Genomic DNA, 25,172 nt, shown 5'->3' with positions numbered 1-25,172 from the left:
AACCGAATTTGATCCCTACAGATCAGGAGAGAGAACCATGCCCCGCTTTGCCGCCAATCTGTCCATGCTGTTCACCGAGGTCGATTTCCTTGACCGCTTTGCTGCCGCTGCCGAAGCCGGCTTTACCGGCGTCGAATACCTGTTCCCCTACGACTACCCGCCCGAGGAGATCAAGGCCCGGCTGGACGCCAACCAGCTGACCCAGGTGCTGTTCAACCTGCCGGCCGGCGACTGGGCTGGCGGCGAGCGCGGCATCGCCATCCTGCCGGAGCGGGTCGAGGAATTCCGCGCCGGCGTGGACCAGGCCATCGCCTACGCCAAGGTGCTGGGCAACACCCAGGTCAACTGCCTGGCCGGCATTGCCCCGCGTGGCGCCGACCTCGGCCAGCTGGAAATCACCTTTATCGAAAACCTGCGCTACGCCGCGCAGAAGCTCGAGGAAGCCGGCATCCGCCTGGTGATGGAGATGATCAACACCCGCGACATCCCGCGCTTTTTCCTCAACAACACCTCCCAGGCGCAGGAGATTCGCGGCAAGGTCGGTCACGCCAACCTGTTCCTGCAGTACGACATCTACCACATGCAGATCATGGAAGGAGACCTGGCGCGCACCATCGAGAACAACCTGGCGGCCATCAACCATATCCAGCTGGCGGACAACCCCGGTCGCAACGAGCCGGGCACCGGCGAGATCAACTATCGCTTCCTGTTCGAGCATCTGGATCGCATCGGCTACCAGGGCTGGGTCGGCTGCGAGTACAAGCCGGCCACCAGCACCGCCGAAGGCCTCGCCTGGCTGAAGACGCACAACGCCATCTGACCCGAACAGAATTTGAGGAGAAACGACCATGGCTAAGATCGGATTTATCGGCACCGGAATCATGGGAAAGCCCATGGCAAGCAACCTGCAGAACGCAGGCCACCAAATATTCCTTTCCGAACACCACGACAAGGCACCCGCCGACCTGCTGCAGGCCGGCGCCATCGCCCTGGCCACGCCGCAAGAAGTCGCACAGGAAGCCGAGTTCATCATCGTCATGGTGCCGGATACCCCGCAGGTCGAAGACGTGCTGTTCCGCGACCAGGGCATTGCGGCTGGCGTCGGCCCAGGAAAAGTGGTGATCGACATGAGCTCGATCTCCCCCAGTGCTACCAAACAGTTCGCCGAGAAGATCAAGGCGAGCGGCGCCGAGTACCTCGACGCCCCGGTCTCCGGCGGTGAAGTCGGCGCCAAGGCAGGCAGCCTGTCGATCATGGTCGGCGGCAGCGAAGCGGCCTTCGAGCGCGCCCTGCCGCTGTTCCAGGCGATGGGCAAGAACATCACCCGCGTCGGCGAGAACGGCGACGGCCAGACCGCCAAGGTGGCCAACCAGATCATCGTTGCACTGAACATCCAGGCGGTCGCTGAGGCCCTGCTGTTCGCCGCGAAGAACGGCGCCGACCCGGCCAAGGTGCGCGAGGCGCTGATGGGAGGCTTCGCCGGTTCGAAGATCCTCGAAGTGCACGGCGAGCGCATGATCAAGGGCACCTTCGATCCGGGCTTCCGCATCAGCCTGCACCAGAAGGACCTCAACCTCGCCCTGGCCGGCGCCCGCGAGCTGGGCCTCAACCTGCCCAACACCGCCAACGCCCAGCAGGTGTTCAGCACCTGCGCGGCCATCGGCGGCAGCGGCTGGGACCACTCGGCACTGATCAAGGGCCTGGAGCACATGGCCAATTTCTCGATCCGCAAGGAGTAAAGCCTTCGAGCGCACTGAGTCGGGCCTGCGCCCCCACCTTCAGGGACAGACAGACCAGGTGGTGGGATCAGCGCAACGCTCAGCACCAGTGATGCTCAAAGGGTTGGTGTGCAGGTACGCGGGGTCGGAATCATCGCGTCTCCCCCACGACCAGGGCCCCGCGCGCCTGCACACCAACCGCCGTCTGCGGACGGCATCTTTTCGATTCGCCCGGCACAAGGAGTCACGGCCCGACTGCCGGGCGGGTCGATTTCAACCCTTAGCGCTTGCATTGCCGAGCCCTAAGGTCTGCAATCGGCCTCTGCAAAAAAAGACCCAAGGAGCCAGAGATGCCCATCGATCCCCAAGCCCTGCTGCGCCAGCTGTTCGACAGCGCCATCGAGGCCGCCCATCCGCGCCACGTGCTCGCCGACCACCTGCCTGAAGACCGCAGCGGTCGCGCCATCGTCATCGGCGCCGGCAAGGCCGCCGCGGCCATGGCCGAAGCCATTGAGCAGGTCTGGGAAGGCGAGCTGTCCGGCCTGGTGGTGACCCGCTACGAACATCACGCCGACTGCCGCCGCATCGAGGTGGTGGAGGCCGCGCACCCGGTCCCGGACGATGCCGGCGAGCGCGTCGCACGCCGCGTATTGGAGCTGGTCAGCAACCTCGAGGAAAGCGACCGGGTGATCTTCCTGCTTTCCGGCGGCGGCTCCTCGCTGCTGGCATTGCCGGCCGAAGGGATTTCGCTGGCCGACAAACAGGCGATCAACAAGGCGCTGCTGCGTTCCGGCGCGCACATCGGCGAGATGAACTGCGTGCGCAAGCATCTCTCGGCGATCAAGGGCGGCCGCCTGGCCAGGGCCTGCTGGCCGGCCAGCGTATACACCTATGCGATTTCCGACGTACCCGGCGACGAAGCCACGGTGATCGCCTCCGGCCCGACCGTCGCCGATCCGACCACATCGGCGCAGGCACTGGAGATCCTCGAGCGCTACCACATCGAGGTGCCGGCCAACGTGCGCGCCTGGCTCGAAGACCCACGCTCGGAAACCCTCAAGCCGGGCGATCCGATTCTCTCGCGCAGCCACTTCCAGCTAATCGCCACGCCGCAGCAGTCGCTCGATGCGGCAGCCGAAGTAGCCCGTTCCGCCGGTATCACCCCGTTGATCCTCGGCGACCTGGAAGGCGAAGCGCGTGAGGTGGCCAAGGTGCATGCCGGCATTGCCCGCCAGGTGGTGCTGCACGGCCAGCCGATCGCCGCGCCCTGCGTGATCCTCTCCGGTGGCGAGACCACGGTGACCGTGCGCGGCAACGGCCGTGGCGGACGCAACGCCGAATTCCTGCTCGCCCTCACCGAAAGCCTGCAAGGCCTGCCCGGCGTTTACTCCCTGGCCGGCGACACCGATGGCATCGACGGTTCCGAGGACAACGCCGGCGCACTGATGACCCCGGACAGCTTCGCCCGCGCCGAAGCACAGGGCCTGCGTGCCGCCGATGCGCTGGCCAACAACGACGGCTATGGCTACTTCGCCGCGCTGGATAGCCTGATCGTTACCGGTCCGACGCGTACCAACGTCAACGATTTCCGCGCCATCCTGATTCTGCCGCCCTCGGCCTAGACCGAGGACGCTCACCTGCCAGCGAGCCCGCCATGAAACCCGACAAGAAGGTCAAGATACTTGCCACCCTCGGCCCCACCACCCGCAGCATCGATGATGTACGGGCGCTGGTCGCCGCCGGGGTCAACCTGTTCCGCCTGAACTTCAGCCATGGCGAGCACGCCGACCATGCCGAACGCTTCGCCTGGATTCGCGAGGTGGAACGTGAGTTGAACCAACCGATCGGCATCCTCATGGACCTGCAAGGGCCCAAGCTCAGGGTCGGCCGCTTCGCCGAGGGCAAGGTGCGGCTGGATCGCGATCAGGCCTTCCGTCTGGATCTGGACCCGACGCCGGGCGACAACCGACGCGTGAACCTGCCGCACCCGGAGATCATCGCCGCGCTGGAGCCGGGCATGCAGCTGCTGATCGACGATGGCCGCCTGCGTCTGACGGTCACCGCGCGCCACAGCGATGCCATCGACACCCGCGTGGTCGCCGGCGGCGAGCTGTCCGACCGCAAGGGCGTCAACGTGCCGGAAGCAGTGCTGGAGCTTAGCCCGCTGACGGAGAAGGATCGCCGCGACCTGGCTTTCGGCCTTGAACTGGGCGTGGATTGGGTGGCCCTGTCCTTCGTCCAGCGCCCACAGGACATTCACGAAGCGCGCAAGCTGATCGGTGAGCGCGCCTTCCTCATGGCGAAGATCGAGAAACCTTCGGCGGTGCAGCACCTGCGCGAGATCGCGCGGCTGTCCGACGCGATCATGGTCGCGCGTGGCGACCTCGGCGTGGAGGTGCCGCCGGAGAATGTGCCACGCATTCAGAAGAACATCGTGCGCATCTGCCGCCAGCTCGGCCGCCCGGTGGTGGTGGCGACGCAGATGCTCGAATCCATGCGCTTCGCCCCGGCGCCGACCCGCGCCGAGGTCACCGACGTGGCCAACGCGGTCGCCGAGGGTGCAGACGCGGTGATGCTGTCGGCGGAAACCGCTTCGGGCGACTACCCGCTGGAAGCGGTGAGCATGATGAGCAAGATCATCCGCCAGGTCGAAGGCGGCCCGGATTTCCAGGCCCAGCTCGATGTGCACCGACGAATGCCGAGGCAACGCTGCCGGATGCCATCAGCTGCGCAATCCGCCGCATCAGTGGCATCCTGCCGATTGCGGTGCTGGTCAATTACACCGAATCAGGCCGCTCCAGCCTGCGCGCCTCACGCGAGCGCCCGGCCACGCCAATCCTCAGCCTGACGCCGAGCACCGCCACCGCGCGCAAGCTCACGGTGGCCTGGGGCGTGTATTCGGTGGTGGATGCACCGATGCGCGATATGGAGCAGGTCAGCAGCCACGCCCTCGAGCTGGCGCGCGCCCAGGGCATGGCCGGCAGTAGTGACACGGTGCTGATCACCGCTGGCGTGCCGCTCGGCCAACCTGGCACCACCAACACGCTGCGTATCGAAGTCCTCGACTAGGTTGGCAGCCCACCCAGCGCACAATGGCCAAGCTGTCAGCCCCTGGTCTCCAGCGGGTTCTGCTCCTGCGGGTAGCGATGCTCCTCCTCGACGCTGCCGTCGTCGCCGTGGACGTTCACCAGCGCAGTACGCAGCTTCATGTAGTCGCGCGTCTCATCGAGAATGTCCTGTCGATTCCCGGCTTCGAGCAACGCGCGCTGATCGCCTTCTTCGCGTAGCACCCAGCGGTCATCTTCGTGAGTGATGTGGTAGATCTCCATGGCCCTCTCTCCTGCTTGAATGAAATATCGCGGATCGCCCCTGGTAAGAAAGCTGCCAGCGGGCGAGGTTCGATCGTAACAACTAAGGTAATTCCGACCCTTTACGGTCCATATCACCATGGAAAGCCAAGGTTCTTTTTACCTCGCACATCCTGCAAACCTTGATTCAAGTCAATTTTCGACCTGGAACGATTGTTGAAAGCCTCTATGGCAGAACGTTTCGTGTTCGCCCCGCGAATACAGGACGACTGTCCCATCAGAGGAGTTAGCAATGCTTTGCGCTGAACAGACTGCCCTTATCAAAGCCACCGTGCCGCTGCTGGAAAGCGGCGGCGAGGCCTTGACCACCCATTTCTACAACCTGCTGCTCAGTGAGCATCCCGAAGTGCGCCCGCTGTTCAATCAGGCCCACCAGGCCAGCGGTGAACAGCCGCGTGCACTGGCCAACGGCGTGCTGATGTATGCCAAACACATCGACCGGCTCGACGCCCTCGGTCCGCTGGTCGCTCAGATCATCAATAAGCATGTCGCGCTGCAGGTGCTGCCCGAGCATTACCCGCTGGTTGGCTCCTGCCTGCTGCGGGCGATCCGCGAAGTGCTCGGCGACGAGATCGCTAGCGACGCCGTGATCGACGCCTGGGGCGCCGCCTACCAGCAACTCGCCAACATCCTTATCGGTCAGGAGGAGAATCTCTACCAGATCAAGGCCGAGGCGGATGGTGGCTGGCGGGGGGCGCGGCGTTTTCGCATTGCGCGCAAGACCGTCGAAAGCGCAGAGATCACCTCCTTTCACCTGCAGCCGGAAGATGGCGGCGCGTTGATGGAATTTCTGCCCGGCCAGTACATCGGCCTGCGCCTGGAGGTCGACGGCCAGGAGGTGCGCCGCAACTACTCGCTGTCCGCCGCCAGCAATGGCAGTGAATACCGCATCAGCGTCAAGCGCGAGCCCGGCGGCGTCGCCTCGAACGCGCTGCATGCCATGCCCGAAGGTGCCGTGCTGGAGCTGTTCGCGCCGGCTGGCGAGTTCACCCTCGAACCGGGCGACAAGCCGCTGGTGCTGATAAGCGGCGGCGTCGGTATCACGCCTACCCTGGCGATGCTGGAACAGGCTCTGGCCAGCGCACGACCGGTGCACTTCATCCACTGCGCGCGCAATGCCGGCGTGCATGCGTTCCGCCGCAGCGTGGACGGGCTGGCCGAGCGTCACGCCCAGCTCAAGCGTTTCTACTGCTATGAGGAGCACGACGGCGCAGATGCCGCGCCGGATGCCGTTGGCCGCCTGACCGAGCAACAGCTTGGCAGATGGCTACCGGAAGACCGCGACGTAGACGCCTATTTCCTCGGGCCGAAACCCTTCATGGCTGCCGTCCGCCGCCAGCTGAAGTCACTCGGTGTGCCGGAACAGCAAACCCGCTACGAGTTCTTCGGTCCCGCGTCGGCACTCGATTGATCCATTCGGAGGCTCGCCCGGCGCGAGCCTCTCCCCGAAGGAGATTCAGTCATGCTTTATCACTCAGCTTCTCCACAACGCCTGATGGGCGCCGCAAATGCGCTGATGGTCGCAGGCATACTGCTCCTGCTGCTGGGCATCAGCGGCGCCTACCTGTTCGATCGACATCTGGCGATGGGCAGCATCATCGCAGCCCATGCGTTGGTCATCCTCGGCCCCACGGCGCTGAAGATCGGCTACGTGATGCGCCTTCTGGCCGAGCGCAAGACGAAACTTGCGGCCTGAGGCGCGGCTGGATAAGTCCGCGCTCGGATAATCATAATTCGTTCCTGCAACTTTGCCGCTTCGCCTGTGATTTCAGTCCGCCATAGTCATACGCAACATGGGGAAAACCATTCGTCTACACTTTTGAATTCACCGAAACTCTTGTCTGAAGTCTTCCTCTGACACAGTGAGGCTGATTGATCTCTCTCTTTCAGCCGTTTGTGAACGTGTCTATCCAATTGAGGAGAAAAACACATGGCAAATAGTAATCCTGGCAACTTCGCCAACGATCGAGAGAAAGCTTCCGAGGCCGGCCGCAAGGGTGGTCACAACAGCGGCGGCAACTTCGCCAACGACCGCGAGAAGGCCTCCGAGGCCGGCCGCAAGGGTGGCCAGAACAGCCACGGCGGTGGCCGCAGCAGCTAAAAGCTGAAGAAATGAAGAAGGGCAGGCGCCGTACGGCCCTGCCCTTCTTCATTTCTTCATTCAATCCTTTAAGCAAATATCAAAAAACGAAATTGCAAAGTAATGCGATATTGCTATCCGAGCGATATATAGCCGGCAGAATTATATTTATAGGCCTTTTGCGCAACGCGACGGGCCAGGCAGAAGCTGATATCTGCGGTTATTTTATTCATTCCTAACTTATAACGATGACCTGCATCCCTTGCCGTTTGTCGATATCATCGACAGGCATTTCAAGCTGGAGCGGTCGATGAACAGCAGCGCCTTTTCCGAACGAATCGTCCAGAGCCTGCTGGATACCGATTTCTACAAGCTCACCATGATGCAGGCGGTGCTGCATCACTATCCGAACGCGGAGGTGGAGTGGGCATTCCGCAGCCGCTCCGGTGAGGACCTGACGCCCTACCTCGACGAGATCCGCCAGCAGATCGAGGCGCTTGCCGAGCTGCAGATGACAACCGAGGAGCTAGCCTACCTCGAGCGCATCCCCTACATGCAGCCCGACTTCATCCGCTTCCTCGGTTTGTTCCGTTTCGATCTGCGTTATCTGCAGGTGAGCATCGAGGACGGCGAGCTGGTGATGCACCTGCGCGGCCCCTGGCTCCATGTGATCCTGTTCGAAGTGCCGCTCCTCGCCATCGTCAGCGAGGTGCGCAACCGCGCGCGCTACCCGGCGGTGACGCTGGCCCAGGCGCGCGACCGGCTGGATGAGAAGCTGCACTGGCTACGCAGCCAGGCCAGCAGCGACGAACTGGCCAGCTTCACCCTGGCGGATTTCGGCACACGCCGTCGTTTCTCCTTTGCCGTACAGGCGATGGTGGTGGACCGACTGCAATGCGATTTTCCCGGCCGGTTCGCCGGCACCAGCAATGTGCATCTGGCACGCACGCGGAATGTGAAGCCGATGGGCACCATGGCCCATGAGTGGATCATGGCGCACCAGCAACTCGGCCCGCGGCTGATCGACAGCCAGGTTGCGGCGCTGGACTGCTGGGTTCGCGAATATCGTGGGGCATTGGGCATCGCGCTCACCGACTGCATCACCATGGATGCTTTCCTGCGCGATTTCGATCTGTACTTCGCCAAGCTGTTCGACGGCCTGCGTCATGACTCTGGCGACCCTCTGCTGTGGGCAGAGAAGGCCATCGCGCATTACCAGCGCCTGGGTATCGATCCGAAAACCCGCCAGCTGATCTTCTCCGATGGCCTGGACCTGGCCAGAGCGCTGGAACTCCATCGCGCGCTGATCGGGCGCAGCAATCCGAGTTTCGGCATCGGCACCGGACTGACCTGCGACATCCCAGGCGTGGAGCCGACCAACATGGTCATCAAGATGACCGCCTGCAATGGCCAGCCAGTGGCGAAGATTTCCGACTCGCCGGGCAAGACCATGTGCCGCGATGAGGCATTCGTCAGCTACATGCGGCACGTCTTCGGCTTGGCCAATGGCTGACGACTAGCCTCCCACGGCGAATGCCCGGGGCGGCTGCACAGCCTCCGGCTCCATGGCGCAGAGGCGATTGCGCCCGCTCGTCTTGGCGCAGTACATGCGCTTATCCGCCAGCTCCAGCAGGTCACGGTAGTCCGCGACCTGATCGCAACGGCGCTCGGCCAACCCGATGCTCGCCGTTAGCGGCGCACCGTCCGGCCGCACGCCGAGGCCCTGGCCAATGATGCGCTCGAGCGCCATGTGCGCCTGCTGCATGTCGGTCTCCGGCATGATCAGCAGGAACTCCTCGCCGCCCCAGCGCAGCAGGCTGTCGGAGCCTCGCAGCGTCGCCACCAGACGCCTGGCCGCCTCGCGCAGGACCTGATCGCCGGACTCATGGCCATGGTTGTCGTTGATCGACTTGAAGTGGTCGAGGTCGATGAAAGCCAGCGCCAGCGGACCATCCTTGCGCTGTGCGCTGTCCCACTGCAATCGAAGGATCTCCTCTCCGCTGCCGCGGGAGAAAACCCCGGTGAGCGGGTCGCGGATGGCCTGGCGCACCAGCGCGAACATGAACGCCAGCTGGCTCATGCTGGCCAGGCTGGCGACGCCGGCGATCAGGATCAACAGCCAGAAGGCACCGGCGAACGACGGCCAGTTCAGCGTCGCCCAGCTGAGATAGCCAGCCAGCGCCTGGGCCAGCAGCAACAGGCTGGAGAGCACCAGATTCTCCACCAGGGTCAGCGGGAAAATGGTCAGCCCGGCCATCAGCACGAATGGTAGAAAGGCGTAGCCGGCGCCGACCACGGCAGAGAACTGCGCCAGTTGATAGCTGCCGAGCAAGGTATGCGAGGCGATGTAGAAGATGGTCGGAATGGCGAACAGGATCGCGATCGCCCGATAGGCGTCCAGCAGATTGCCGCTCGGACGGTAGAACAGCAGCAGGCAGGTGAACGCCAGGCACGCCATCATCCGAAAACCGGCCAGCGCCGCCCACAGCTTGGGCTCGAACACCATCAGATCGATCAAACTCCACAGCGGGGTGAGCACTGCGAAAAGAAAGGCGAACAGGCGAACGCGGTTGACAATCAGGGTCGCGCGGCGCTGGCAGAGCAGCAGTGGATGGCGTCGCGGGCTCAGCAGATGGCGAAGCTCGCTGGGCTTGAGCTCGCTGGGCAGCAACGAGCTCAGGCGACTGCGCAGCAGGTCGAGAATCGATGGCATTTATTATTGTGCTCCCAGGCAGGGAAGGTTTCTTACAACCGGCGGTTCGGACGCCGCCGGCTGCTTTCATATCCGTCTCAAAGAAGATCACCGTTCGCCGGTGCATCGGACGTCCACAGAAGCGCAAGCGCGGCGAATGGTATCAGTTGGCCACCAACAACCCTTGAGCCAGGACAATGAAATCGAAGCTGCAAATAACTCCTAAGAACGATCTACCGTTCGGAAAAATCGCCCTTTCGGGCGCTTATACTCGCTGGCGGCTCCCAATAGCGTGGCCGGATCGCCCGCGCATGTGCGAGCGATGCATCCAAACAAAAAGAACAATAAGGAGTTACCCGTGCAGAGCGCCCTCAAACCGCTTGCGGCAGCCGTTCTACTCACCTGCGCGACAGACGCGGCCATCGCCAATGACGGCCCGTTCAGTCAGTTCGTCGTGTTCGGCGACTCGCTGAGCGATGCTGGCAACTTTCCCGACCTGCAAAGCCCGACACTCGGGGGCAACCCTACAGGAGGTCTGCGCTTCACCAACCGCACCGGCCCTACCTACGGTGCCGGCGAATATATCGGCGAGGTCGGCACGCAACGCCTGGCGAGCATGCTGGGCCTTCAATCGTTACCCTCCACGCCGCTGTTACCGGCAGTCCTCACAGGCAATCCGGACGGCACCAACTATGCCGTCGGTGGTTATCGCACCGACCAGATTCTCGATTCGATCACACTCGACTCGACCGTTTCCGCGGGCGGCTCTACCCGGACCCGGCCTGGCTATCTGGTCGAGAACCCGCGCGTCGACAGCAATGCTCTCTACTACCTGAACGGCGGCGGTAACGACATCTTCCAGCTCGGCACCAACCCGGTCACGATGGCTGACGCCGCCGGTAATCTGGTGGCTGGCGTCGCTGCACTACAGGCCGCGGGCGCGCGCTACATCATCGTCTCCGATCTGCCGGACGTCGGCACCACGCCCCTGGGCTTCATCACTGGCCAGGCCGCCACATTCAACTTTCTGAGCGACCAGTTCAACACCGAGCTGGCGAGCCAGCTGCAAGCCCAGGGCGGCAACTACGTGCTGGTGAACAACCGCTTGTTGCTGGCCGAGGTACGTGCTGACCTGGCCGCCTTCGGCTTCGACCCCAACGTGGCACAGACAGCCGTGTGTTTTGATGCGTCGGGCGGCACCTGCCTGCCGGACCCGACCTACAGCCTCGGCGGCACAGCACCTGATCCTAGCCGCCTGCTGTTCAACGACGCAGTCCATCCAACCACCGCTGTTCATCAGATCAGCGCCGACTACCTGTACTCGATCATTTCCGCGCCCTGGGAAGTATCCCTGCTACCGGAAATGGGCCGCTCGGCACTGCGCGCTCACCTGCAGCAACTGGACAACGAACTGTCTGCGCGGCGCGGCGACTGGCAGGCGGTCGGCGCCTGGCGCACCTTCGTCCAGGGTGGTTACAACCGGCCTGAGTACGACGGTTACGGTGGCGGTGACGGTAGCGGTCTGAGCCTGTCGCTTGGTGTTACCCAGCGTTTGAGTGAGACGTGGCTGGCCGGCGTCAGCCTGGGCCTGGCGGAAAACTCGCTGGAACTGGGCAGAAACGACTCCGAGTACGACATGCGCAGCTACCTGGCCACGGCCTTCGCCCGTTACGAACACCAGCGTCTGTTCGCCGACTTCAGCCTCAGCGCCGGGTATCTGGACTACCACGACCTCAAGCGTACGTTCGCCCTTGGCATCAGCGAGCGCACGGAAAAGGGTGACACCGAAGGCACGCTATGGGGCGCGGCGGCGAAGGCTGGCTTCAACCTGATGCAGCCAGGCGATCAACTCCAGTTCGGTCCATTCGTCGGTGCCAGCTATCAGAAGGTCGAAGTCGACGGTTACAGCGAGCAGGGCGAGCGCTCCACTGCATTGAGCTATGACGATCAGGAACTGGATTCGCTGCGCCTCTCACTCGGCCTGTTCGGCGACTATGCGCTGAGCGAACGCACGCGGCTATTCGGCGAAGTGGCGCGGGAGGTGGAGCGCGAGGACGAGGATCGGCGTGACCTGCGCATGTCGCTGAACAGTGTGTCGGGCAACAGCTTCGAGCTGCCGGGCGCGGTACCGACCGGCGACCAGACGCGCTTCAGCATGGGCCTGACGCACCGCCTGACGCCCGGTCTGGCGCTGCGCGCCAACTACCATTACCGCGGCAACGATAACCGCGACCACGGAGTGGGGCTGTCACTGGCCTGGGACCTGTAAGGCTCGAAGGGCGCAAAGGCCGCCGTCGCGAATACGCGCGGCGGCTCTTACGCGGTTAACGTCCGTCGAGCTGACCTTGCAGATTGGCGATCTGCCCCTGCATGGAATTGATGGTGCGGGTGACCTGAGCCCGGAAGGAGTCGAACTCGGCGGTGTTGATCGCGTTTGGCGCGGGCGCCGGCCGATTGTCCAGCTCACTGCGCAGCACCAGGATGTCCTGCTCCAGCCGGCTGATCGCCTGACTCTGGTTACCGCCCTGCTTCAGCGCCGCGATGTCCTTGCTCAGGCTGTCGACCCGTCCGGCCAGCTTGCCCTGCTCGTCCAGGGTCGTTTTGAGTGACGCCTGCTCGCTGCCCAACGCCTTGACGCTCTCTGCCAGTGTCGCAGTACTCCCCTGCTGAGCCTGCAGGTCGGCACCCAACTGCTCGAGGCGCTTGCCCTGCTCATCCATGCGCCGATCCTGATTGCCCTGTTTGCCAGTCAGACTCTGCTGTTCGGTAGCAAAGGCCTGCTGCTTGCGGTCAAGATCGATGGTCTGTTGCTCAAGCTGCTTGATGCGCAGTTTCACCGCCTCGCTTTCCGTAGTCACATTGGACTCGGTCGCAACGACTTTCCCGCTGATGTCCTGCAGTCGTCCCGCGGCATCCTCACTGATACGCGCGAAGCTTTCCTGGGTGGCGACCAGCTGCATTTCCAGCATGGCGATCTTCTGATAACTCCACCAGCCGAGAGCGCCAAGGCTGAGGAGCAAGGCCAGCACCATGACCCACAGCGGCGCCGTGCTCACCTTGCCAGCAGTGCTTGCAGGGCGACGTTTCTGGCGGGAGCGCCCGTCATCCACAGGCTCATCGGCGGTTCTGCGGATCGGCTCGAGATCCGGCGCCGGATAGGGCTCCACGCGGTCACGGCCTGCGGTCAGGCTGGGAATGTTGTCCAGTTCGTCGTGAGCATCGTTGCGCATGGGGTACCTTCAATGGCGCGGTGCGAAATACAGCGCGCAGTATAACGATTCAGGGCGTGCCCATCAGTGACGGCGCGCCGGTGGAGCAGATGCACCGTGGTAGAGCAGTGCGCCGCCTGTGATACGCATCACGGTGCATCGAATGGCGCACTCAGCAGCCCCGCGAACAGACACCACAGCGGTGACCATCGCCTACGGGCAGTCTGCAGGCCTCGCCAGCCGGGCGCTTCGCCTGCCAGATGCAAAAACCGCGCAGCAAAGCCGGAAATTGGTACGCCACTTGCTCTGTCTCTCTTGCCAGCGGATAGACACTTCCGACAGGGATGTTGGGCCTTAGGGCAATTCACGAGGAACAAAGCATGGAGCTGAACAAGGCGGTTATCGACTGCATGCGCAGCCTGCGACGCAGACTTCGCGATGAGCAGCAACTCGACATCCATCTCGACCAACCGGATGCGGTTACGGCAATGCTTGCCGGGTGCATGAACTCCAACGATGAGCTGACCCGCGAACTCGGACGCCAGCTCGCCGCGTTCAGTGATCGGTTGCCGGCACCACCTCCACCACGCGCGGCCAGCAGCGGCGCCACGGTACGCATTTACCGAGGCCAGCGCGTACTCGCCTGAGCGCTCAATCAACCAGTAACCAGTCGCTGGCGCAACGCACCAGATGCCGGGTCAGCTCGTCGAGCAATTGCCCGCCATTACGCCAGTGATGCCAATACAAAGGTACGTCGATCGGCGGTCCGGACAGCACATCGACCAATTCCCCGCGCGCAAGTTCGCCGCGCACCTGTAACTCCGGCACCAACCCCCAGCCAAGCCCGCTCTGCAGCAGGCGTACGAAACCTTCGGACGACGGGCAGAGGTGATGGACGAACGCCTCTCCCCCGCCGACTGCTGCCATGTAGCGGTGTTGCAGCTGGTCATCCGGGCCGAAGACCACGGCAGGCACCCGAGCCAGATCCGCAGCGGCTGCCGGTCGCTGGAAATGCCGACTGACAAAGACCGGACTGGCCAGCGCGCGATAGCGCATCGCCCCAAGAAACTGACTGCGCGCACCTGCCAGCGGCCGTTCCGCCGCGCACACGCAGGCTGCGACCTCGCCAGCGCGCATGCGCTTGAGCCCGACCGCCTGGTCTTCCACCACATGATCGAGCAGCACCCGATGCTCGGCGCAGAACGACGCCACCGCGCCGGCCCACCAGGTCGCCAGGCTGTCGGCATTCAGGGCAATACGCAATCGCTCGGGCAGGCGATTTTCGTCCAGCGCCGGGACCTGCCCTTGCAGGTCCCGCTCGAGCAAGCGCACCTGCTGCACATGGTTGAGCAATCGTTGACCCAGCTCGGTCGGCCGGGGCGGCGTATCGCGCAGCAGCACCGGCTGGCCGACGCGCGCCTCGAGTAATTTGATCCGCTGGGATATGGCCGATTGCGAAAGCCCCAACGCCTGCGCGGCTCGTTCGAAACCCGCCTGCTCGACAACCGCCGCAAGCGCCGCGAGTAATTTGTAATCGAACATCAGTATTCCTAATGCACCCTGAAGAGAATTTGTTTCTCTTATAACGCCCCACTGCCCAGACTCGCCAGTAAATCGGACGAGGCGTGCGGCATGAATGCAATCTGGCAAAGCTATATCAACGGCCTTCTGGTCGCGGCGGGGCTGATCATGGCGATCGGCGCGCAGAATGCGTTCGTGCTCGCGCAAAGCCTGCGCCGGGAGCACCATCTGCCAGTGGCGGCGCTGTGCATCCTCTGTGACGTACTGTTGGTCAGCGTCGGCGTCTTCGGGCTGGCAGCAGTGCTGGCGGACAACCCGCTACTGCTGGAGATCACGCGCTGGGGCGGCGTTGCGTTCCTGCTCTGGTACGGCACCCTGGCGCTGCGTCGCGCGTTCAAGCCACAGAGCCTGCGCAGCGCTGATGCGCAGCCACGACCGCTGCGGGCGGTGCTGTTGGCCGCGCTGGCGGTGACGTTGCTCAATCCGCACGTCTATCTCGATACAGTGGTACTGATCGGCTCACTCGGCGCACAGCAGCCCGAGCCAGGCGCCTACACACTGGGCGCTGCCAGTGCATCGACACTGTGGTTCATGACCCTGGCGCTCGGTGGCGCCTGGCTTGCGCCCTGGCTGGCCCGCCCGCTGACCTGGCGTCTGATCGACCTCGGCGTCGCTGCCATGATGTTCGCGATTGCCGCACAGCTCGCATTCGCCAGCTGACGCCCTGGCGCGCGACAACCGGCCGCGCGCCATTTTTGCAGGTCGCAAGGAACGCCCAGCCCGACGGCGCGGTCCACGCAAGGCGCAGCCAGTTGTTTGCATCCGCTGCTTCGCCTCGCCAACCCCTCTGGAACCTATATTCCATACAGTTGCCGCGTGGTTTTGCCGCAGGTCGGGTGCTATGATCGCTGGCTCGCAGACATGAAGCGGAAGGCTTCAGTCTGTCTGTTCGGCCGACCGTGAACGGCCAGAGATTGCGCAAGCATGTAGCGAGCGAAGGGAACGACAGAGGTCAGGGTGGGACGCACATTCGCTCCTGCTCACCGGTATCGCCGGCACGCCTCGCACGCTCCTTCCAGCTTGCCGCATCAATCCTCGACACCTGAGTAGGAGATACATCATGGCTTTCGAATTGCCGCCGCTGCCGTACGAAAAGAACGCTCTCGAGCCGCACATGTCCGCCGAGACGCTCGAGTTTCACCACGACAAGCACCACGCTGCTTACGTGACCAATCTGAACAACCTGATCCCGGGCACCGAGTTTGAAGGCAAGGATCTGGAAAGCATCATCAAGACCTCTTCCGGTGGCATCTTCAACAATGCCGCTCAGGTCTGGAACCACACCTTTTTCTGGAACTGCCTGGCGCCGAACGCCGGTGGTCAGCCGACTGGCGCGCTGGCCGATGCCATCAACGCATCCTTCGGCTCGTTCGACAAGTTCAAGGAAGAGTTCACCAAGACCGCCATCGGCACCTTCGGCTCCGGCTGGGCCTGGCTGGTGAAGAAGTCCGACGGCAGCCTCGGCCTGGCAAGCACCATCGGTGCCGGCAACCCGATGACCGCAGGTGACAAGCCACTGCTGACCTGTGACGTCTGGGAGCACGCCTACTACATCGACTACCGCAACGCTCGTCCGAAGTTCGTCGAAGCGTTCTGGAACCTGGTCAACTGGGAATTCGTCGCGAAGAACTTCGCCGGCTGAGCCACCCAGCGCTAACGAAAATGCCCGCACTTGTTGCGGGCATTTTCATTTAAGGGTTCGGTGTCGCCTGCCGCTATACATTTGCAGCCCGGAAAAAAGTCGCCTTACGGTATCGGTAATCGACGCGCAATGTTTCCTTAGGATTACGCCTTTGGGCTTGCATCCTAAGACGTACTGCCGGCACAGTCGGAGCTTGCTGACTTACTGGTTTAATTGCCTTTGACGATTGCCGAATGACTAACAATACTTCCGCAACCGAGCGTCGGCACGGAAAAGGACCTTCATTTGAAGCTGGAAATGCGCAATAGCCTGTCGCGTAAGCTCCTGCGTGTAGTCCTGCTATCGGCGCTTGCGGTAGGGCTGGTGCTCAGCTGCGCACAGATCATCTTCGGTGCCTACAAGACACGCCAGTTGATCGAAGCCGATGCCCAACGCATCCTGCGCATGACCCGCGACCCATCCACTCAGGCGATCTACAGCCTCGACCGCGAGATGGGCGCCCAGGTGATGGAGGGGCTCTTCCAGCACGAATCGATTCGCATGGCATCCATCGGCCATCCGGACGAAGGCATGCTGGCGCTGAAGATCAGACCACCTATCGACCTGCCGACACGCTGGCTGACCGATCCGATTCTCCACCGCGACCGACAGTTCTCGATTCCGCTGATCGGCAAACCGCCTTACAACGAATATTACGGCGAGCTGCGCATAACCCTGGACACCGCCAAATACGGCCAGGAATTCATCAACGACTCCATCGTGATCTTCATCGTCGGCATCCTCCGTGCGCTTACGCTGGGCTTCGTGCTCTTCCTGATCTACCAGTGGCTGCTGACCCGTCCGTTGACCAAGCTCATCGAGCATCTGGCGCGGATCAACCCCGACCGTCCCGGCGAGCACAAGTTGCCGATGATCCGTGGGCACGAGCGCAACGAGCTAGGCCTGTGGGTGGAAACGGCCAACGGCTTGCTCGCCTCCATCGAACACAACATGCACCTGCGTCAGGAGGCTGAAAGCAGCCTGTATCGCATGACCCAGTACGACTCCCTGACTGGTCTGCCGAACCGGCAGCAGCTGCAAAGTCAGCTCGACCACATTCTCGACGAGGCTCGACGCATGCAGCGGCGCGTCGCAGTGCTTTGTCTGGGGCTTGACGACTTCAAGGGTGTAAACGAGCAGTACAGCTATCAGGCCGGCGACTGCCTGCTCAAGGCCCTGGCAGACCGCCTGCGCGGCTCCGCTGGCCGTCTCGGTGCGCTGGCACGACTGGGCGGCGATCAGTTCGTCCTCGTACTCAGCGGCATCGAGCAGCCCTACGAGGCCGCCGAGCTCGCTCAGGCGCTGCTGGACGATCTGGAAAACCCCATCGAATTCGACGGCGACCCGATTCGGTTGCGCGCTACCATCGGCATCACGCTGTACCCGGAAGATGGCGACAATACCGAGAAGCTGCTGCAAAAGGCCGAGCAGACCATGACGCTGGCAAAGAGCCGCTCGCGCAACCGCTACCAGTTCTATGTCGCCAGCATCGACAGCGAGATGCGCGCCCGTCGGGAGCTGGAAAAGGACCTCAGCGAAGCGCTCAAGCGCAACGAGTTCCATCTGGTCTACCAGCCCCAGGTCGACTACCACCAGAACCGCATCACCGGCGTCGAGGCACTGATCCGCTGGAAACACCCCCAGGGCAAGCTGGTCCCACCGGATCTGTTCATCCCGCTGGCGGAGCAGAACGGCAGCATCATCGAGATCGGCAAATGGGTGCTCGATCAGGCCTGCAGCCAGCTGCGGCAGTGGCATGCCGAGGGTTACACCGGTCTGCGCGTTGCGGTGAATCTTTCCACCGTACAACTGCGCCACCCGCAGCTACCGCAGATGATCGGCGAGCTGCTGCAGAAGCACCAGTTGCCGGCCGAAACCCTCGAACTGGAGGTGACCGAGACGGGGCTGATGGAAGACATCGACGCGGCAGCGCACAACCTGCACAGCCTGCGGCGCTCCGGCGCGCTGATCGCGATCGACGATTTCGGTACCGGTTACTCCTCGCTGAGTTATCTCAAGAGCCTGCCGCTGGACAAGATCAAGATCGACAAGAGCTTTGTCCAGGACATCGGCCAGGACGAGGGCGCGACCATCGTGCGCGCGGTCATCCAGCTGGGCAAAAGCCTCGGCATGACGGTGATCGCCGAGGGCGTCGAAACACCGGAGCAGGAAGCCTATCTGATCGCTGAAGGTTGCCAGGAAGGCCAGGGCTACTATTACAGCAAGCCGCTGCCCGCCCGCGATCTCGACCTGCTGCTGCGCCAGTCGACGCCATTCGATCGGGCAGTCAATTCCGAGCTGCGCTAGCCCGACAGCGCGCCGCTGGCGCGCATCGCCGCCTCGAATCGCCACCCGCACTTGCCCCCTGGCGCTGGCCAGTCATGAGCACATGGGCCACACTTCCAGCCTTTTATCGCCCGCGCCTACAACGAGTCCCCGATGAAACGCTTCGTACTCCTGGATACCGCCGCCATTCCCACTGGCGGCGCCTTGTGCCTGTTCGAATATGGCGATGACTTCGTCATCAAGATCCAGGGCGGAAACGGCAATCAGCTGATGAACACCCGCACCCATGGCTCAGAGGACGCGCTGGCGGAGATTCCCTGCAAACGGATCGCTGCACGGTCGCAGGCCCGCGTGCTGATCGGTGGGTTGGGGATGGGCTTTACCCTCGCTTCTGCGTTGCGCCATCTCGGGCCGGACGCCGAGGTGCTGGTCGCGGAACTGGTGCCAGGGGTGATCGAGTGGAACCGCGGTGCACTCGGTGAGAAGTCCGGCAATCCGCTGCGCGATGCCCGCGCACGGGTGCTGAACCAGGACGTCGCCGAGTTACTGCGGGATCAAGCCCAGGGCTTCGATGCGATCATGCTGGACGTCGACAACGGTCCCGAGGGACTGACGCAGAAGAGCAACAGTTGGCTGTACTCGGCTGACGGCCTCAACGCCTGCGCCCGCGCGTTGCGCCCGTCCGGCATCCTCGCGGTCTGGTCGGCCAGCGCCGACTGCGCCTTTTCCGACAAGCTCGCCAAGGCCGGCTTCAAGGCCGAAGAAGTGCAGGTGTTCGCCCACGGCAACCGCGGCACCCGGCATACCATCTGGATCGCCGAAAAACGCAAGCGCTGAGCCGGCCGGTTTACCAGGCCGTCACACCCAGCTGCGACGCCAGCCAGACGGCGCCAGCCAGGCACATCAGTGCACCACCGGCGGCCTGCCAGTAGAAGCGCTGCGTGAGCACTTCTTCGCCGTGGCTGGACAGTACGAAAGGCAGCGCCTCGCTTGGCTGCCCCAGCTGGTGCAATGCCGGCGCGGCGCTGCTCTCGCGATGCCGATCTTCCGCCTCGAGGCGCGCCGCCAGGCGTACGCGGCTCCACTCCTGCTCGTCGAGCTGACCGTCGGCGTTGCTGTCGAAACGCTGCAGCAGGCCGGCGAAATCCCCCTTCCACTGACGGATCACGTCGCGCTTGGCGGATTGCAGGTCGAGGCCCTGTCGCCCGCCGCCGCTCGTGCGGAAATCACCGAGTGCGTAAAGCGGTTCACCCTCGTGCAGACGTTCCTCGGTGTAGCGATAGCGCTTGCCGATGCTGAACAGGCCGAGCCAGCCACTCGGAGCGACACCGCGCGGGTGGCGCAGATCGCCGGTCCAGACCTTGCGGAAGGCGGGATGGACCTCCGCGCCACGCGGGTCGATCAGGCATTCGCCGGTGGCATCGGCCAGGCGCAGCCAGGCTTCACTGACACCGCGTTCGACCACACTCCAGCTGCTGCGCTTGCCGTTGGAACGGTACTCCTCGATACGATAGCGCCACCACAGGCAGCGCTCGCCGGTCAGCGGCGCCACCGGTTGCGGCACCATCAGCTCGCGCAGCACACCAACCAGCTCGACATACCCCTGGGCTGCAGAGCGAATGCGAGAAGTCGGGGTATCTAGCAAATGACGGGCACGCGACCAGCGACCGATGCAGATCCACGCCCCGCCGACGCAAAGCGCGGCGGCGAGAATGAGTGTGAAAACCTGGCCCGGATGCATTTCAGCCGAACAGCGCCTTGAGATCGACGTCGGCCTTCTCCGCCTCGCTGAACTGCAGCAGGGCAGCCTCCTTGAAACCGAACGTCCGCGCCAGCAGTACATCGGGAAATTGCTCGATGCGCACGTTGTTCAGGTTGACCGCCTCGTTGTACAGCTCACGGCGATCGGCGATTCCGCTTTCCAGTCCGCTGATGCGCTGCTGCAGATGGCGGAAACTCTCGTTGGCCTTGAGCTCGGGGTAGTTCTCGGCCAGCGCGAACAGCCGCCCGAGGCCGGCACGCAGACCGGTTTCGGCTTGCCCCAGCGCACTCACATCGCCCTGCTCCCGCGCGCTGGACACGGCATTGCGCGCACTGATCACCTGCTCCAGCGTATTGCGTTCATGCTGCATGTACTTCCGGCAGGTCTCCACCAGCTTGGGCAACTCTTCATGGCGCTGACGCAGCAGCACGTCGATATTGGCCCAGGCCTTGCCGACGCCATGCTTCAGACGCACCAGCCCGTTGTAGAGAATCACCGCATAAGCGGCGACGAGAAACAGCACAACCAGCACAACCACCGCGCTCAGGCTCATAGCATCTCCAGGGACAAAGGCCGTCAGAACGCCAGCATTCTACCGGCTGCACCGAAACGGAAGAGAGAGCCTGTGCACGCATTGGCTTTGCACAAAATGAAAATCTTTCGCATTATTGACGGCTTCCGAGCAGCCCTCGGCTTCGTTCACTCGCACGCAAAGGAACCCGCACATGCTACGCACCCCCATCTGGGCAACCGCCAGCCTCCTCGCTGTGGCCATCTCACTCGCCGGTTGTGGTGAGGACAAGACCCCCGCGAACCAGACTGCTGCCCCGCAAAGCACTACCGAAAGCGTGCCAGCCGAAAAGGCGCAGGCGCCCGATGAGAAAGCGGCCAAGGCAGTCGTCAGCCACTACGCCGATCTGGCGCTGGCGGTATTCAGCGATGCCCACGCCACCGGCGTGAAACTGCAGGAAGCTGTCGACGCCCTCCTCGCCAACCCCAGCGAAGAGACCCTGCAGGCCGCGCGTCAGGCCTGGCTGGCGGCCCGCGTTCCCTACATGCAGACCGAAGTATTCCGCTTCGGCAACGCCGTCGTGGATGACTGGGAAGGTCAGCTCAATGCCTGGCCGCTCGATGAGGGCCTGATCGATTACATCGAGGGCGACTACCAGCACGCCCTCGGCAACCCGGGCGCCACAGCCAATATCATCGCCAACAGCGAACTGCAGATTGGCGAAGACAAGGTCGACACCAGCGAAATCAACGCCGAGCTGCTGGCCAGCCTCAACGAACTGGCCGGCTCCGAAGCGAACGTCGCCACTGGCTACCACGCGATCGAGTTCCTGCTCTGGGGCCAGGACCTCAATGGCACAGACCCAGGTGCCGGCGAGCGGCCCTACACCGACTACGTGGAAGGCGAAGGCTGCACCGGCGACAACTGCGACCGCCGCCGCACCTACCTGAAAGTCGCGACCGAACTGCTGGTCAGCGACCTGCAGGAAATGGTCGAGCAGTGGCAGCCGAATGCCGAGAACTACCGCGCCAGCCTCGAAGCCGATACCGCGGAAAACGGCCTGCGCAAGATGTTCTTCGGCATGGGCAGCCTGTCCCTCGGCGAACTGGCTGGCGAGCGCATGAAAGTCGCTCTGGAAGCCAACTCCACCGAAGACGAGCACGACTGCTTCAGCGACAACACTCACAACTCGCACTTCTTCAATGCCCGTGGCGTTCGCAACGTCTATCTCGGCGAGTACAAGCGCGTCGACGGCACCACACTGACCGGCCCGAGCCTGGCCTCGCTGGTTCAGGGCGTCAGCCCGGAGGTGGACAGCACGCTGAAGACCGACCTGGAAACTACCGAAGCCAAGCTGCAGGTTCTGGTGGAAAGTGCTGAGAACGGAGAGGCCTTCGATCAGCTGATCGCCTCGGACAACACCGAAGGCCAGCAGAAAGTACGCGATGCCATCGGCGCACTGGTCAAGCAGACCGCCGCGATCGAGCAGGCCGCCGGTGCCCTCGGCATCAGCGACCTCAACCCTGACACCGCCGATCACGAGTTCTGATCGGCGCCGACACGGGCGCAGCTGTTGCGCCCGTGTCGGGCTTTTCGCTGTGCCCCTGCTTGGTCCCAGAGCGCGCGCTCCTCTCGCGCAAATGCAAATCCCTCTTATTCCATTACGATTAGCCTGCTAAGATTGCGCGGCTTAATTCACCGCCCCGCAGGTACTTCCGATGCGCCCGCTGTTTCGCCGCCTCTTCCCGCTGCTGGCTCTGGCCCTGGTCGCCTGCGATAACGTTGAAACACCGACTTTCTCCCAGCCCGAACCTGGTGAGGCGCTCTCCGGCGGCAGCACCACGGTGATGAAGTTCGACCAGAACGCCTACTCCATGCCTTCGGCCAATCTGGCACCGATGCGTCGACTCGACTTCAGCGTCGGCAACAGCTTCTTCCGAAATCCCTGGGTCATCGCCCCGGCATCCACCACCGCTCGCGATGGTCTTGGCCCGCTGCTGAATACCAACGCCTGCCAAAACTGCCATATCAAGGACGGCCGCGGCCATCCGCCGGCACCCGATGCGACCAGCGCCGTGTCGATGCTGGTACGGCTGTCCATTCCGGCCGGTCCTGAGCTTGCCGAAGTCGTCCGAGAACGTGGCATCGCACCGGAGCCAAGCTACGGCGGCCAGCTGCAGGACATGGCGATTCCCGGCGTCGCCCCGGAAGGCAAGGTACGGCTGCGCTATTCGACCGAGCAGGTGCGCTTCGCCGATGGCACCGAAGTCGAGCTGCGCAGGCCGGAAATCGAACTGAACGACCTGGCCTATGGTGACATGCATCCGGATACCCGGATGTCCCTGCGCATCGCGCCACCGATGATCGGCCTGGGCCTGCTCGAAGCCATTCCCGAAGAAGCGCTGCTGGCCAATGCCGACCCCGATGACCGCAACGGCGACGGCATCTCCGGCCGCCCGAACCGGGTCTTCGACCAGACCAGCCGGCAGACCGTGATTGGCCGCTTCGGCTGGAAGGCCGGACAGCCGAGCCTCAATCAGCAGAACGCCGACGCCTTCTTCAACGATATGGGTCTGTCCACCAGCCTGTTCAGCGGCAACAGCTGCACCGACCGGCAGACCGAGTGTCGCGCGATGCCGGACGGTGGCGAGCCGGAAGTCAGCGACGACATCCTCGCCCAGGTGCTGTTCTACACCCGCAATCTCGGCGTACCTGCGCGACGGAACGTCGACGACCCACAGGTACTCGCCGGCAAGACGCTATTTCACCGCGCCGGCTGCCAGAGCTGCCACGTGCCACAGTTCACCACCGCTGCCGACGCCGCGGAACCGGAGTTGGCCAATCAGCTGATTCGCCCCTACACCGACCTGCTGTTGCATGACATGGGCGAAGGTCTTGCGGATAACCGCCCCGAATTCGAGGCCAAAGGCCGGGAATGGCGCACGCCACCGCTGTGGGGCATTGGCCTGACCCAGGCAGTCAGCGGGCATACCCAGTTCCTGCACGACGGCCGCGCTCGCAACCTGCTCGAAGCCATACTCTGGCACGGCGGCGAGGCCGAGAAGGCGCGCCAGATCGTGCTCGGCTACGACCAGAACGAACGTACCGCGCTGCTGAGCTTCCTCGAGTCGCTCTGAATGCCCATGCTATTCACCATGCTTTCCCGGCGCGAAAAGCGCTGCAACCGGCCTTGCCGATGAGGACACCATGATCCGTTCGAACACCCTGCGCATCGCCAGCGGCGCTCTGCTCACCGCCTTGTTGCTGAGCGCCTGCACGCCCACCGACCCGCAGGCCGAGACCAGCAAAACCCTGGCTGATGGCGTATTGCTGCCAGCCTATAAACAGTGGTCGGAAGCCGACCGCCGCCTGGCGGCCAGCGCGATCGCCTTCTGTGCCGACAACCAGACCCTGGACGAAGCGCATGCAGCCTTCGTGCATGCGCAAACCGCCTGGGCCGGCCTGCAGCCGCTGCTGATCGGCCCAATGGGCGAAGGCAATCTGGCCTGGCAGGTCCAGTTCTGGCCGGACAAGAAGAACCTCGTTGCACGCCAGGTCACGGCACTGCTCAAGACCAAGCCCGAGCTGACCCAGGCCGATCTGGATAACGCCAGCGTCGTGGTGCAGGGCCTGAGCGCCTACGAGTACGTCCTTTTCGACAGCAGCATCGACCTCGCCGACCCCACCACCAGGACGCGCTACTGCCCCTTGCTGACGGCCATCGGCGAGCACCAGCAGCAGCTTGCAGCCAGCGTCCTGCAGCAATGGCAGGACAAGGACGGCATGGCCGATCAGTTGCGCAGCTTTCCCAACGAGCGTTATGCCGAACCGAGCGAAGCCATCGCCGAACTGCTGCGGGTTCAGGTCACGGCCCTCGACGGCCTGAAGAAGAAGCTCGGCGCGCCGCTCGGTCGCCAGACCAAGGGCCATCCGCAGCCGTACCAGGCCGACGGCTGGCGCAGCGACACGACCCTGAGCAATATCGCTGCCACCGTCAAAGGCGCCGAAAGCCTCTGGCTGGGTGCCGACCAGGACGGTCTGCGCGCGCTGCTCGGCGCTGAGCAGGCTGATCTGGCCAAGCGCATCGACGCCGGTTACGCCGATCTGCTGCAACAACTGAAAGCCATGCCCGAGCCGTTCGGCGAAATGCTCGCCAACGAGGAGAGTCGGGCGCAGCTCGATGCGCTGTACCAGCGGATAGACCAACTGCATCGCCTGCACCAGCTCGAGCTGGCACGCGCCCTCGGCGTGCAGATCGGCTTCAACGCGCACGACGGGGACTGA

General features: G+C 63.4%; 22 protein-coding genes and 1 pseudogene. 17 read left to right on the top strand and 6 right to left on the bottom strand.

Annotated elements, in window-relative coordinates; all coding sequences use genetic code 11:
* Positions 1-37: 37 nt before the first annotated feature.
* From hyi to pyk, 4 genes and pseudogenes are all read left to right on the top strand, one after another.
* Entirely contained in the window at positions 38-820 is a 783-nt protein-coding gene (hyi, locus tag LW136_RS05645; RefSeq protein ID WP_041013143.1) for a hydroxypyruvate isomerase, read from the top strand.
* Between the two features lie 28 nt (positions 821-848).
* Positions 849-1,739, top strand: a complete 891-nt coding sequence (locus LW136_RS05640; protein ID WP_041013142.1) for a 2-hydroxy-3-oxopropionate reductase — start codon at positions 849-851, stop codon at positions 1,737-1,739.
* Between the two features lie 329 nt (positions 1,740-2,068).
* Positions 2,069-3,340 (top strand): glycerate kinase type-2 family protein, encoded by a 1,272-nt coding sequence (locus tag LW136_RS05635; RefSeq protein WP_044314024.1) that lies wholly within the window; start codon positions 2,069-2,071, stop codon positions 3,338-3,340.
* A 32-nt stretch (positions 3,341-3,372) separates the two neighbouring features.
* Positions 3,373-4,787, top strand: a pseudogene (gene pyk, locus LW136_RS05630) (pyruvate kinase).
* Between the two features lie 35 nt (positions 4,788-4,822).
* Here pyk and LW136_RS05625 read toward each other — a convergent pair.
* The gene (locus LW136_RS05625) at positions 4,823-5,047 is read right to left on the bottom strand and encodes a DUF2188 domain-containing protein (protein WP_044314025.1); all 225 of its coding nucleotides are present in this window, start codon (positions 5,045-5,047) and stop codon (positions 4,823-4,825) included.
* A 271-nt stretch (positions 5,048-5,318) separates the two neighbouring features.
* Here LW136_RS05625 and hmpA point away from each other — a divergent pair, with 271 nt between their 5' ends.
* The 4 genes from hmpA to pncB all read left to right on the top strand — a co-directional run bounded on the left by hmpA (position 5,319) and on the right by pncB (position 8,679).
* Complete coding sequence (gene hmpA, locus LW136_RS05620; protein ID WP_044314026.1) at positions 5,319-6,497, top strand: NO-inducible flavohemoprotein; 1,179 nt, start codon at positions 5,319-5,321, stop codon at positions 6,495-6,497.
* Positions 6,498-6,548: 51 nt separating this feature from the next.
* Positions 6,549-6,782, top strand: a complete 234-nt coding sequence (locus LW136_RS05615; RefSeq protein ID WP_014819394.1) for a hypothetical protein — start codon at positions 6,549-6,551, stop codon at positions 6,780-6,782.
* A gap of 234 nt (positions 6,783-7,016) precedes the next feature.
* Positions 7,017-7,187 carry a con-10 family general stress protein gene (locus tag LW136_RS05610; RefSeq protein WP_003299895.1) on the top strand — a complete coding sequence of 57 codons (171 nt, stop codon included), beginning with the start codon at positions 7,017-7,019 and terminating at the stop codon, positions 7,185-7,187.
* 289 nt (positions 7,188-7,476) lie between these two features.
* Positions 7,477-8,679, top strand: coding sequence for a nicotinate phosphoribosyltransferase (gene pncB, locus LW136_RS05605; RefSeq protein WP_044314353.1), 1,203 nt, complete (start codon positions 7,477-7,479; stop codon positions 8,677-8,679).
* 3 nt (positions 8,680-8,682) lie between these two features.
* Here pncB and LW136_RS05600 read toward each other — a convergent pair whose 3' ends face one another.
* Positions 8,683-9,879 carry a GGDEF domain-containing protein gene (locus LW136_RS05600; RefSeq protein ID WP_044314352.1) on the bottom strand — a complete coding sequence of 399 codons (1,197 nt, stop codon included), beginning with the start codon at positions 9,877-9,879 and terminating at the stop codon, positions 8,683-8,685.
* A 337-nt stretch (positions 9,880-10,216) separates the two neighbouring features.
* Here LW136_RS05600 and LW136_RS05595 point away from each other — a divergent pair, with 337 nt between their 5' ends.
* A complete protein-coding gene (locus tag LW136_RS05595; RefSeq protein WP_044314351.1) occupies positions 10,217-12,127 on the top strand; it encodes an autotransporter domain-containing SGNH/GDSL hydrolase family protein in 1,911 nt (636 codons plus the stop codon).
* 55 nt (positions 12,128-12,182) lie between these two features.
* Here LW136_RS05595 and LW136_RS05590 read toward each other — a convergent pair whose 3' ends face one another.
* Entirely contained in the window at positions 12,183-13,088 is a 906-nt protein-coding gene (locus tag LW136_RS05590; RefSeq protein ID WP_044314350.1) for a hypothetical protein, read from the bottom strand.
* A 359-nt stretch (positions 13,089-13,447) separates the two neighbouring features.
* Here LW136_RS05590 and LW136_RS05585 point away from each other — a divergent pair, with 359 nt between their 5' ends.
* Positions 13,448-13,714 carry a hypothetical protein gene (locus tag LW136_RS05585; RefSeq protein WP_023444113.1) on the top strand — a complete coding sequence of 89 codons (267 nt, stop codon included), beginning with the start codon at positions 13,448-13,450 and terminating at the stop codon, positions 13,712-13,714.
* Positions 13,715-13,718: 4 nt separating this feature from the next.
* On the opposite strand, the gene LW136_RS05580 is transcribed toward LW136_RS05585, so the two are convergent.
* Positions 13,719-14,609, bottom strand: coding sequence for a LysR family transcriptional regulator ArgP (locus LW136_RS05580; RefSeq protein ID WP_014819388.1), 891 nt, complete (start codon positions 14,607-14,609; stop codon positions 13,719-13,721).
* A 90-nt stretch (positions 14,610-14,699) separates the two neighbouring features.
* Between LW136_RS05580 and LW136_RS05575 the strand changes: the two genes are divergently transcribed.
* From LW136_RS05575 to LW136_RS05560, 4 genes are all read left to right on the top strand, one after another.
* A complete protein-coding gene (locus tag LW136_RS05575) occupies positions 14,700-15,308 on the top strand; it encodes a LysE/ArgO family amino acid transporter (RefSeq protein ID WP_014819387.1) in 609 nt (202 codons plus the stop codon).
* 400 nt (positions 15,309-15,708) lie between these two features.
* Positions 15,709-16,290: a superoxide dismutase gene (locus LW136_RS05570; RefSeq protein WP_014819386.1), complete on the top strand. Its 582-nt coding sequence runs from the start codon at positions 15,709-15,711 to the stop codon at positions 16,288-16,290.
* Positions 16,291-16,575: 285 nt separating this feature from the next.
* Positions 16,576-18,636, top strand: a complete 2,061-nt coding sequence (locus tag LW136_RS05565) for a putative bifunctional diguanylate cyclase/phosphodiesterase (protein WP_044314349.1) — start codon at positions 16,576-16,578, stop codon at positions 18,634-18,636.
* A gap of 132 nt (positions 18,637-18,768) precedes the next feature.
* Positions 18,769-19,452 (top strand): spermidine synthase, encoded by a 684-nt coding sequence (locus LW136_RS05560; RefSeq protein ID WP_044314348.1) that lies wholly within the window; start codon positions 18,769-18,771, stop codon positions 19,450-19,452.
* Between the two features lie 10 nt (positions 19,453-19,462).
* Here LW136_RS05560 and LW136_RS05555 read toward each other — a convergent pair whose 3' ends face one another.
* Positions 19,463-20,356, bottom strand: coding sequence for a GIDE domain-containing protein (locus tag LW136_RS05555; RefSeq protein ID WP_044314347.1), 894 nt, complete (start codon positions 20,354-20,356; stop codon positions 19,463-19,465).
* Between the two features lies 1 nt (position 20,357).
* On the bottom strand, positions 20,358-20,930 hold the full coding sequence (locus tag LW136_RS05550; RefSeq protein WP_044314346.1) for a LemA family protein: 573 nt from the start codon (positions 20,928-20,930) through the stop codon (positions 20,358-20,360).
* A 172-nt stretch (positions 20,931-21,102) separates the two neighbouring features.
* Between LW136_RS05550 and LW136_RS05545 the strand changes: the two genes are divergently transcribed.
* From LW136_RS05545 to LW136_RS05535, 3 genes are all read left to right on the top strand, one after another.
* The gene (locus LW136_RS05545) at positions 21,103-22,437 is read left to right on the top strand and encodes an imelysin family protein (protein ID WP_044314345.1); all 1,335 of its coding nucleotides are present in this window, start codon (positions 21,103-21,105) and stop codon (positions 22,435-22,437) included.
* A gap of 169 nt (positions 22,438-22,606) precedes the next feature.
* Entirely contained in the window at positions 22,607-24,025 is a 1,419-nt protein-coding gene (locus tag LW136_RS05540) for a di-heme oxidoreductase family protein (protein ID WP_044313801.1), read from the top strand.
* A gap of 70 nt (positions 24,026-24,095) precedes the next feature.
* The gene (locus tag LW136_RS05535) at positions 24,096-25,172 is read left to right on the top strand and encodes an imelysin family protein (RefSeq protein WP_044313800.1); all 1,077 of its coding nucleotides are present in this window, start codon (positions 24,096-24,098) and stop codon (positions 25,170-25,172) included.

The organism is Stutzerimonas kunmingensis, assembly GCF_021432085.1.
In the GTDB taxonomy this organism is placed as follows: Bacteria; Pseudomonadota; Gammaproteobacteria; order Pseudomonadales; family Pseudomonadaceae; genus Stutzerimonas.
This window is presented reverse-complemented; position numbering and strand designations above follow the sequence as displayed.

Coding starts and splice junctions, on each gene's coding strand:
- hyi (WP_041013143.1), top strand. CDS start 38: ATGCCCCGCTTTGCCGCCAATCTGTCCATGCTGTTCACCGAGGTCGAT.
- LW136_RS05640 (WP_041013142.1), top strand. CDS start 849: ATGGCTAAGATCGGATTTATCGGCACCGGAATCATGGGAAAGCCCATG.
- LW136_RS05635 (WP_044314024.1), top strand. CDS start 2,069: ATGCCCATCGATCCCCAAGCCCTGCTGCGCCAGCTGTTCGACAGCGCC.
- LW136_RS05625 (WP_044314025.1), bottom strand. CDS start 5,047: ATGGAGATCTACCACATCACTCACGAAGATGACCGCTGGGTGCTACGC.
- hmpA (WP_044314026.1), top strand. CDS start 5,319: ATGCTTTGCGCTGAACAGACTGCCCTTATCAAAGCCACCGTGCCGCTG.
- LW136_RS05615 (WP_014819394.1), top strand. CDS start 6,549: ATGCTTTATCACTCAGCTTCTCCACAACGCCTGATGGGCGCCGCAAAT.
- LW136_RS05610 (WP_003299895.1), top strand. CDS start 7,017: ATGGCAAATAGTAATCCTGGCAACTTCGCCAACGATCGAGAGAAAGCT.
- pncB (WP_044314353.1), top strand. CDS start 7,477: ATGAACAGCAGCGCCTTTTCCGAACGAATCGTCCAGAGCCTGCTGGAT.
- LW136_RS05600 (WP_044314352.1), bottom strand. CDS start 9,879: ATGCCATCGATTCTCGACCTGCTGCGCAGTCGCCTGAGCTCGTTGCTG.
- LW136_RS05590 (WP_044314350.1), bottom strand. CDS start 13,088: ATGCGCAACGATGCTCACGACGAACTGGACAACATTCCCAGCCTGACC.
- LW136_RS05585 (WP_023444113.1), top strand. CDS start 13,448: ATGGAGCTGAACAAGGCGGTTATCGACTGCATGCGCAGCCTGCGACGC.
- LW136_RS05580 (WP_014819388.1), bottom strand. CDS start 14,609: ATGTTCGATTACAAATTACTCGCGGCGCTTGCGGCGGTTGTCGAGCAG.
- LW136_RS05575 (WP_014819387.1), top strand. CDS start 14,700: ATGAATGCAATCTGGCAAAGCTATATCAACGGCCTTCTGGTCGCGGCG.
- LW136_RS05570 (WP_014819386.1), top strand. CDS start 15,709: ATGGCTTTCGAATTGCCGCCGCTGCCGTACGAAAAGAACGCTCTCGAG.
- LW136_RS05560 (WP_044314348.1), top strand. CDS start 18,769: ATGAAACGCTTCGTACTCCTGGATACCGCCGCCATTCCCACTGGCGGC.
- LW136_RS05555 (WP_044314347.1), bottom strand. CDS start 20,356: ATGCATCCGGGCCAGGTTTTCACACTCATTCTCGCCGCCGCGCTTTGC.
- LW136_RS05550 (WP_044314346.1), bottom strand. CDS start 20,930: ATGAGCCTGAGCGCGGTGGTTGTGCTGGTTGTGCTGTTTCTCGTCGCC.
- LW136_RS05545 (WP_044314345.1), top strand. CDS start 21,103: ATGCTACGCACCCCCATCTGGGCAACCGCCAGCCTCCTCGCTGTGGCC.
- LW136_RS05540 (WP_044313801.1), top strand. CDS start 22,607: ATGCGCCCGCTGTTTCGCCGCCTCTTCCCGCTGCTGGCTCTGGCCCTG.
- LW136_RS05535 (WP_044313800.1), top strand. CDS start 24,096: ATGATCCGTTCGAACACCCTGCGCATCGCCAGCGGCGCTCTGCTCACC.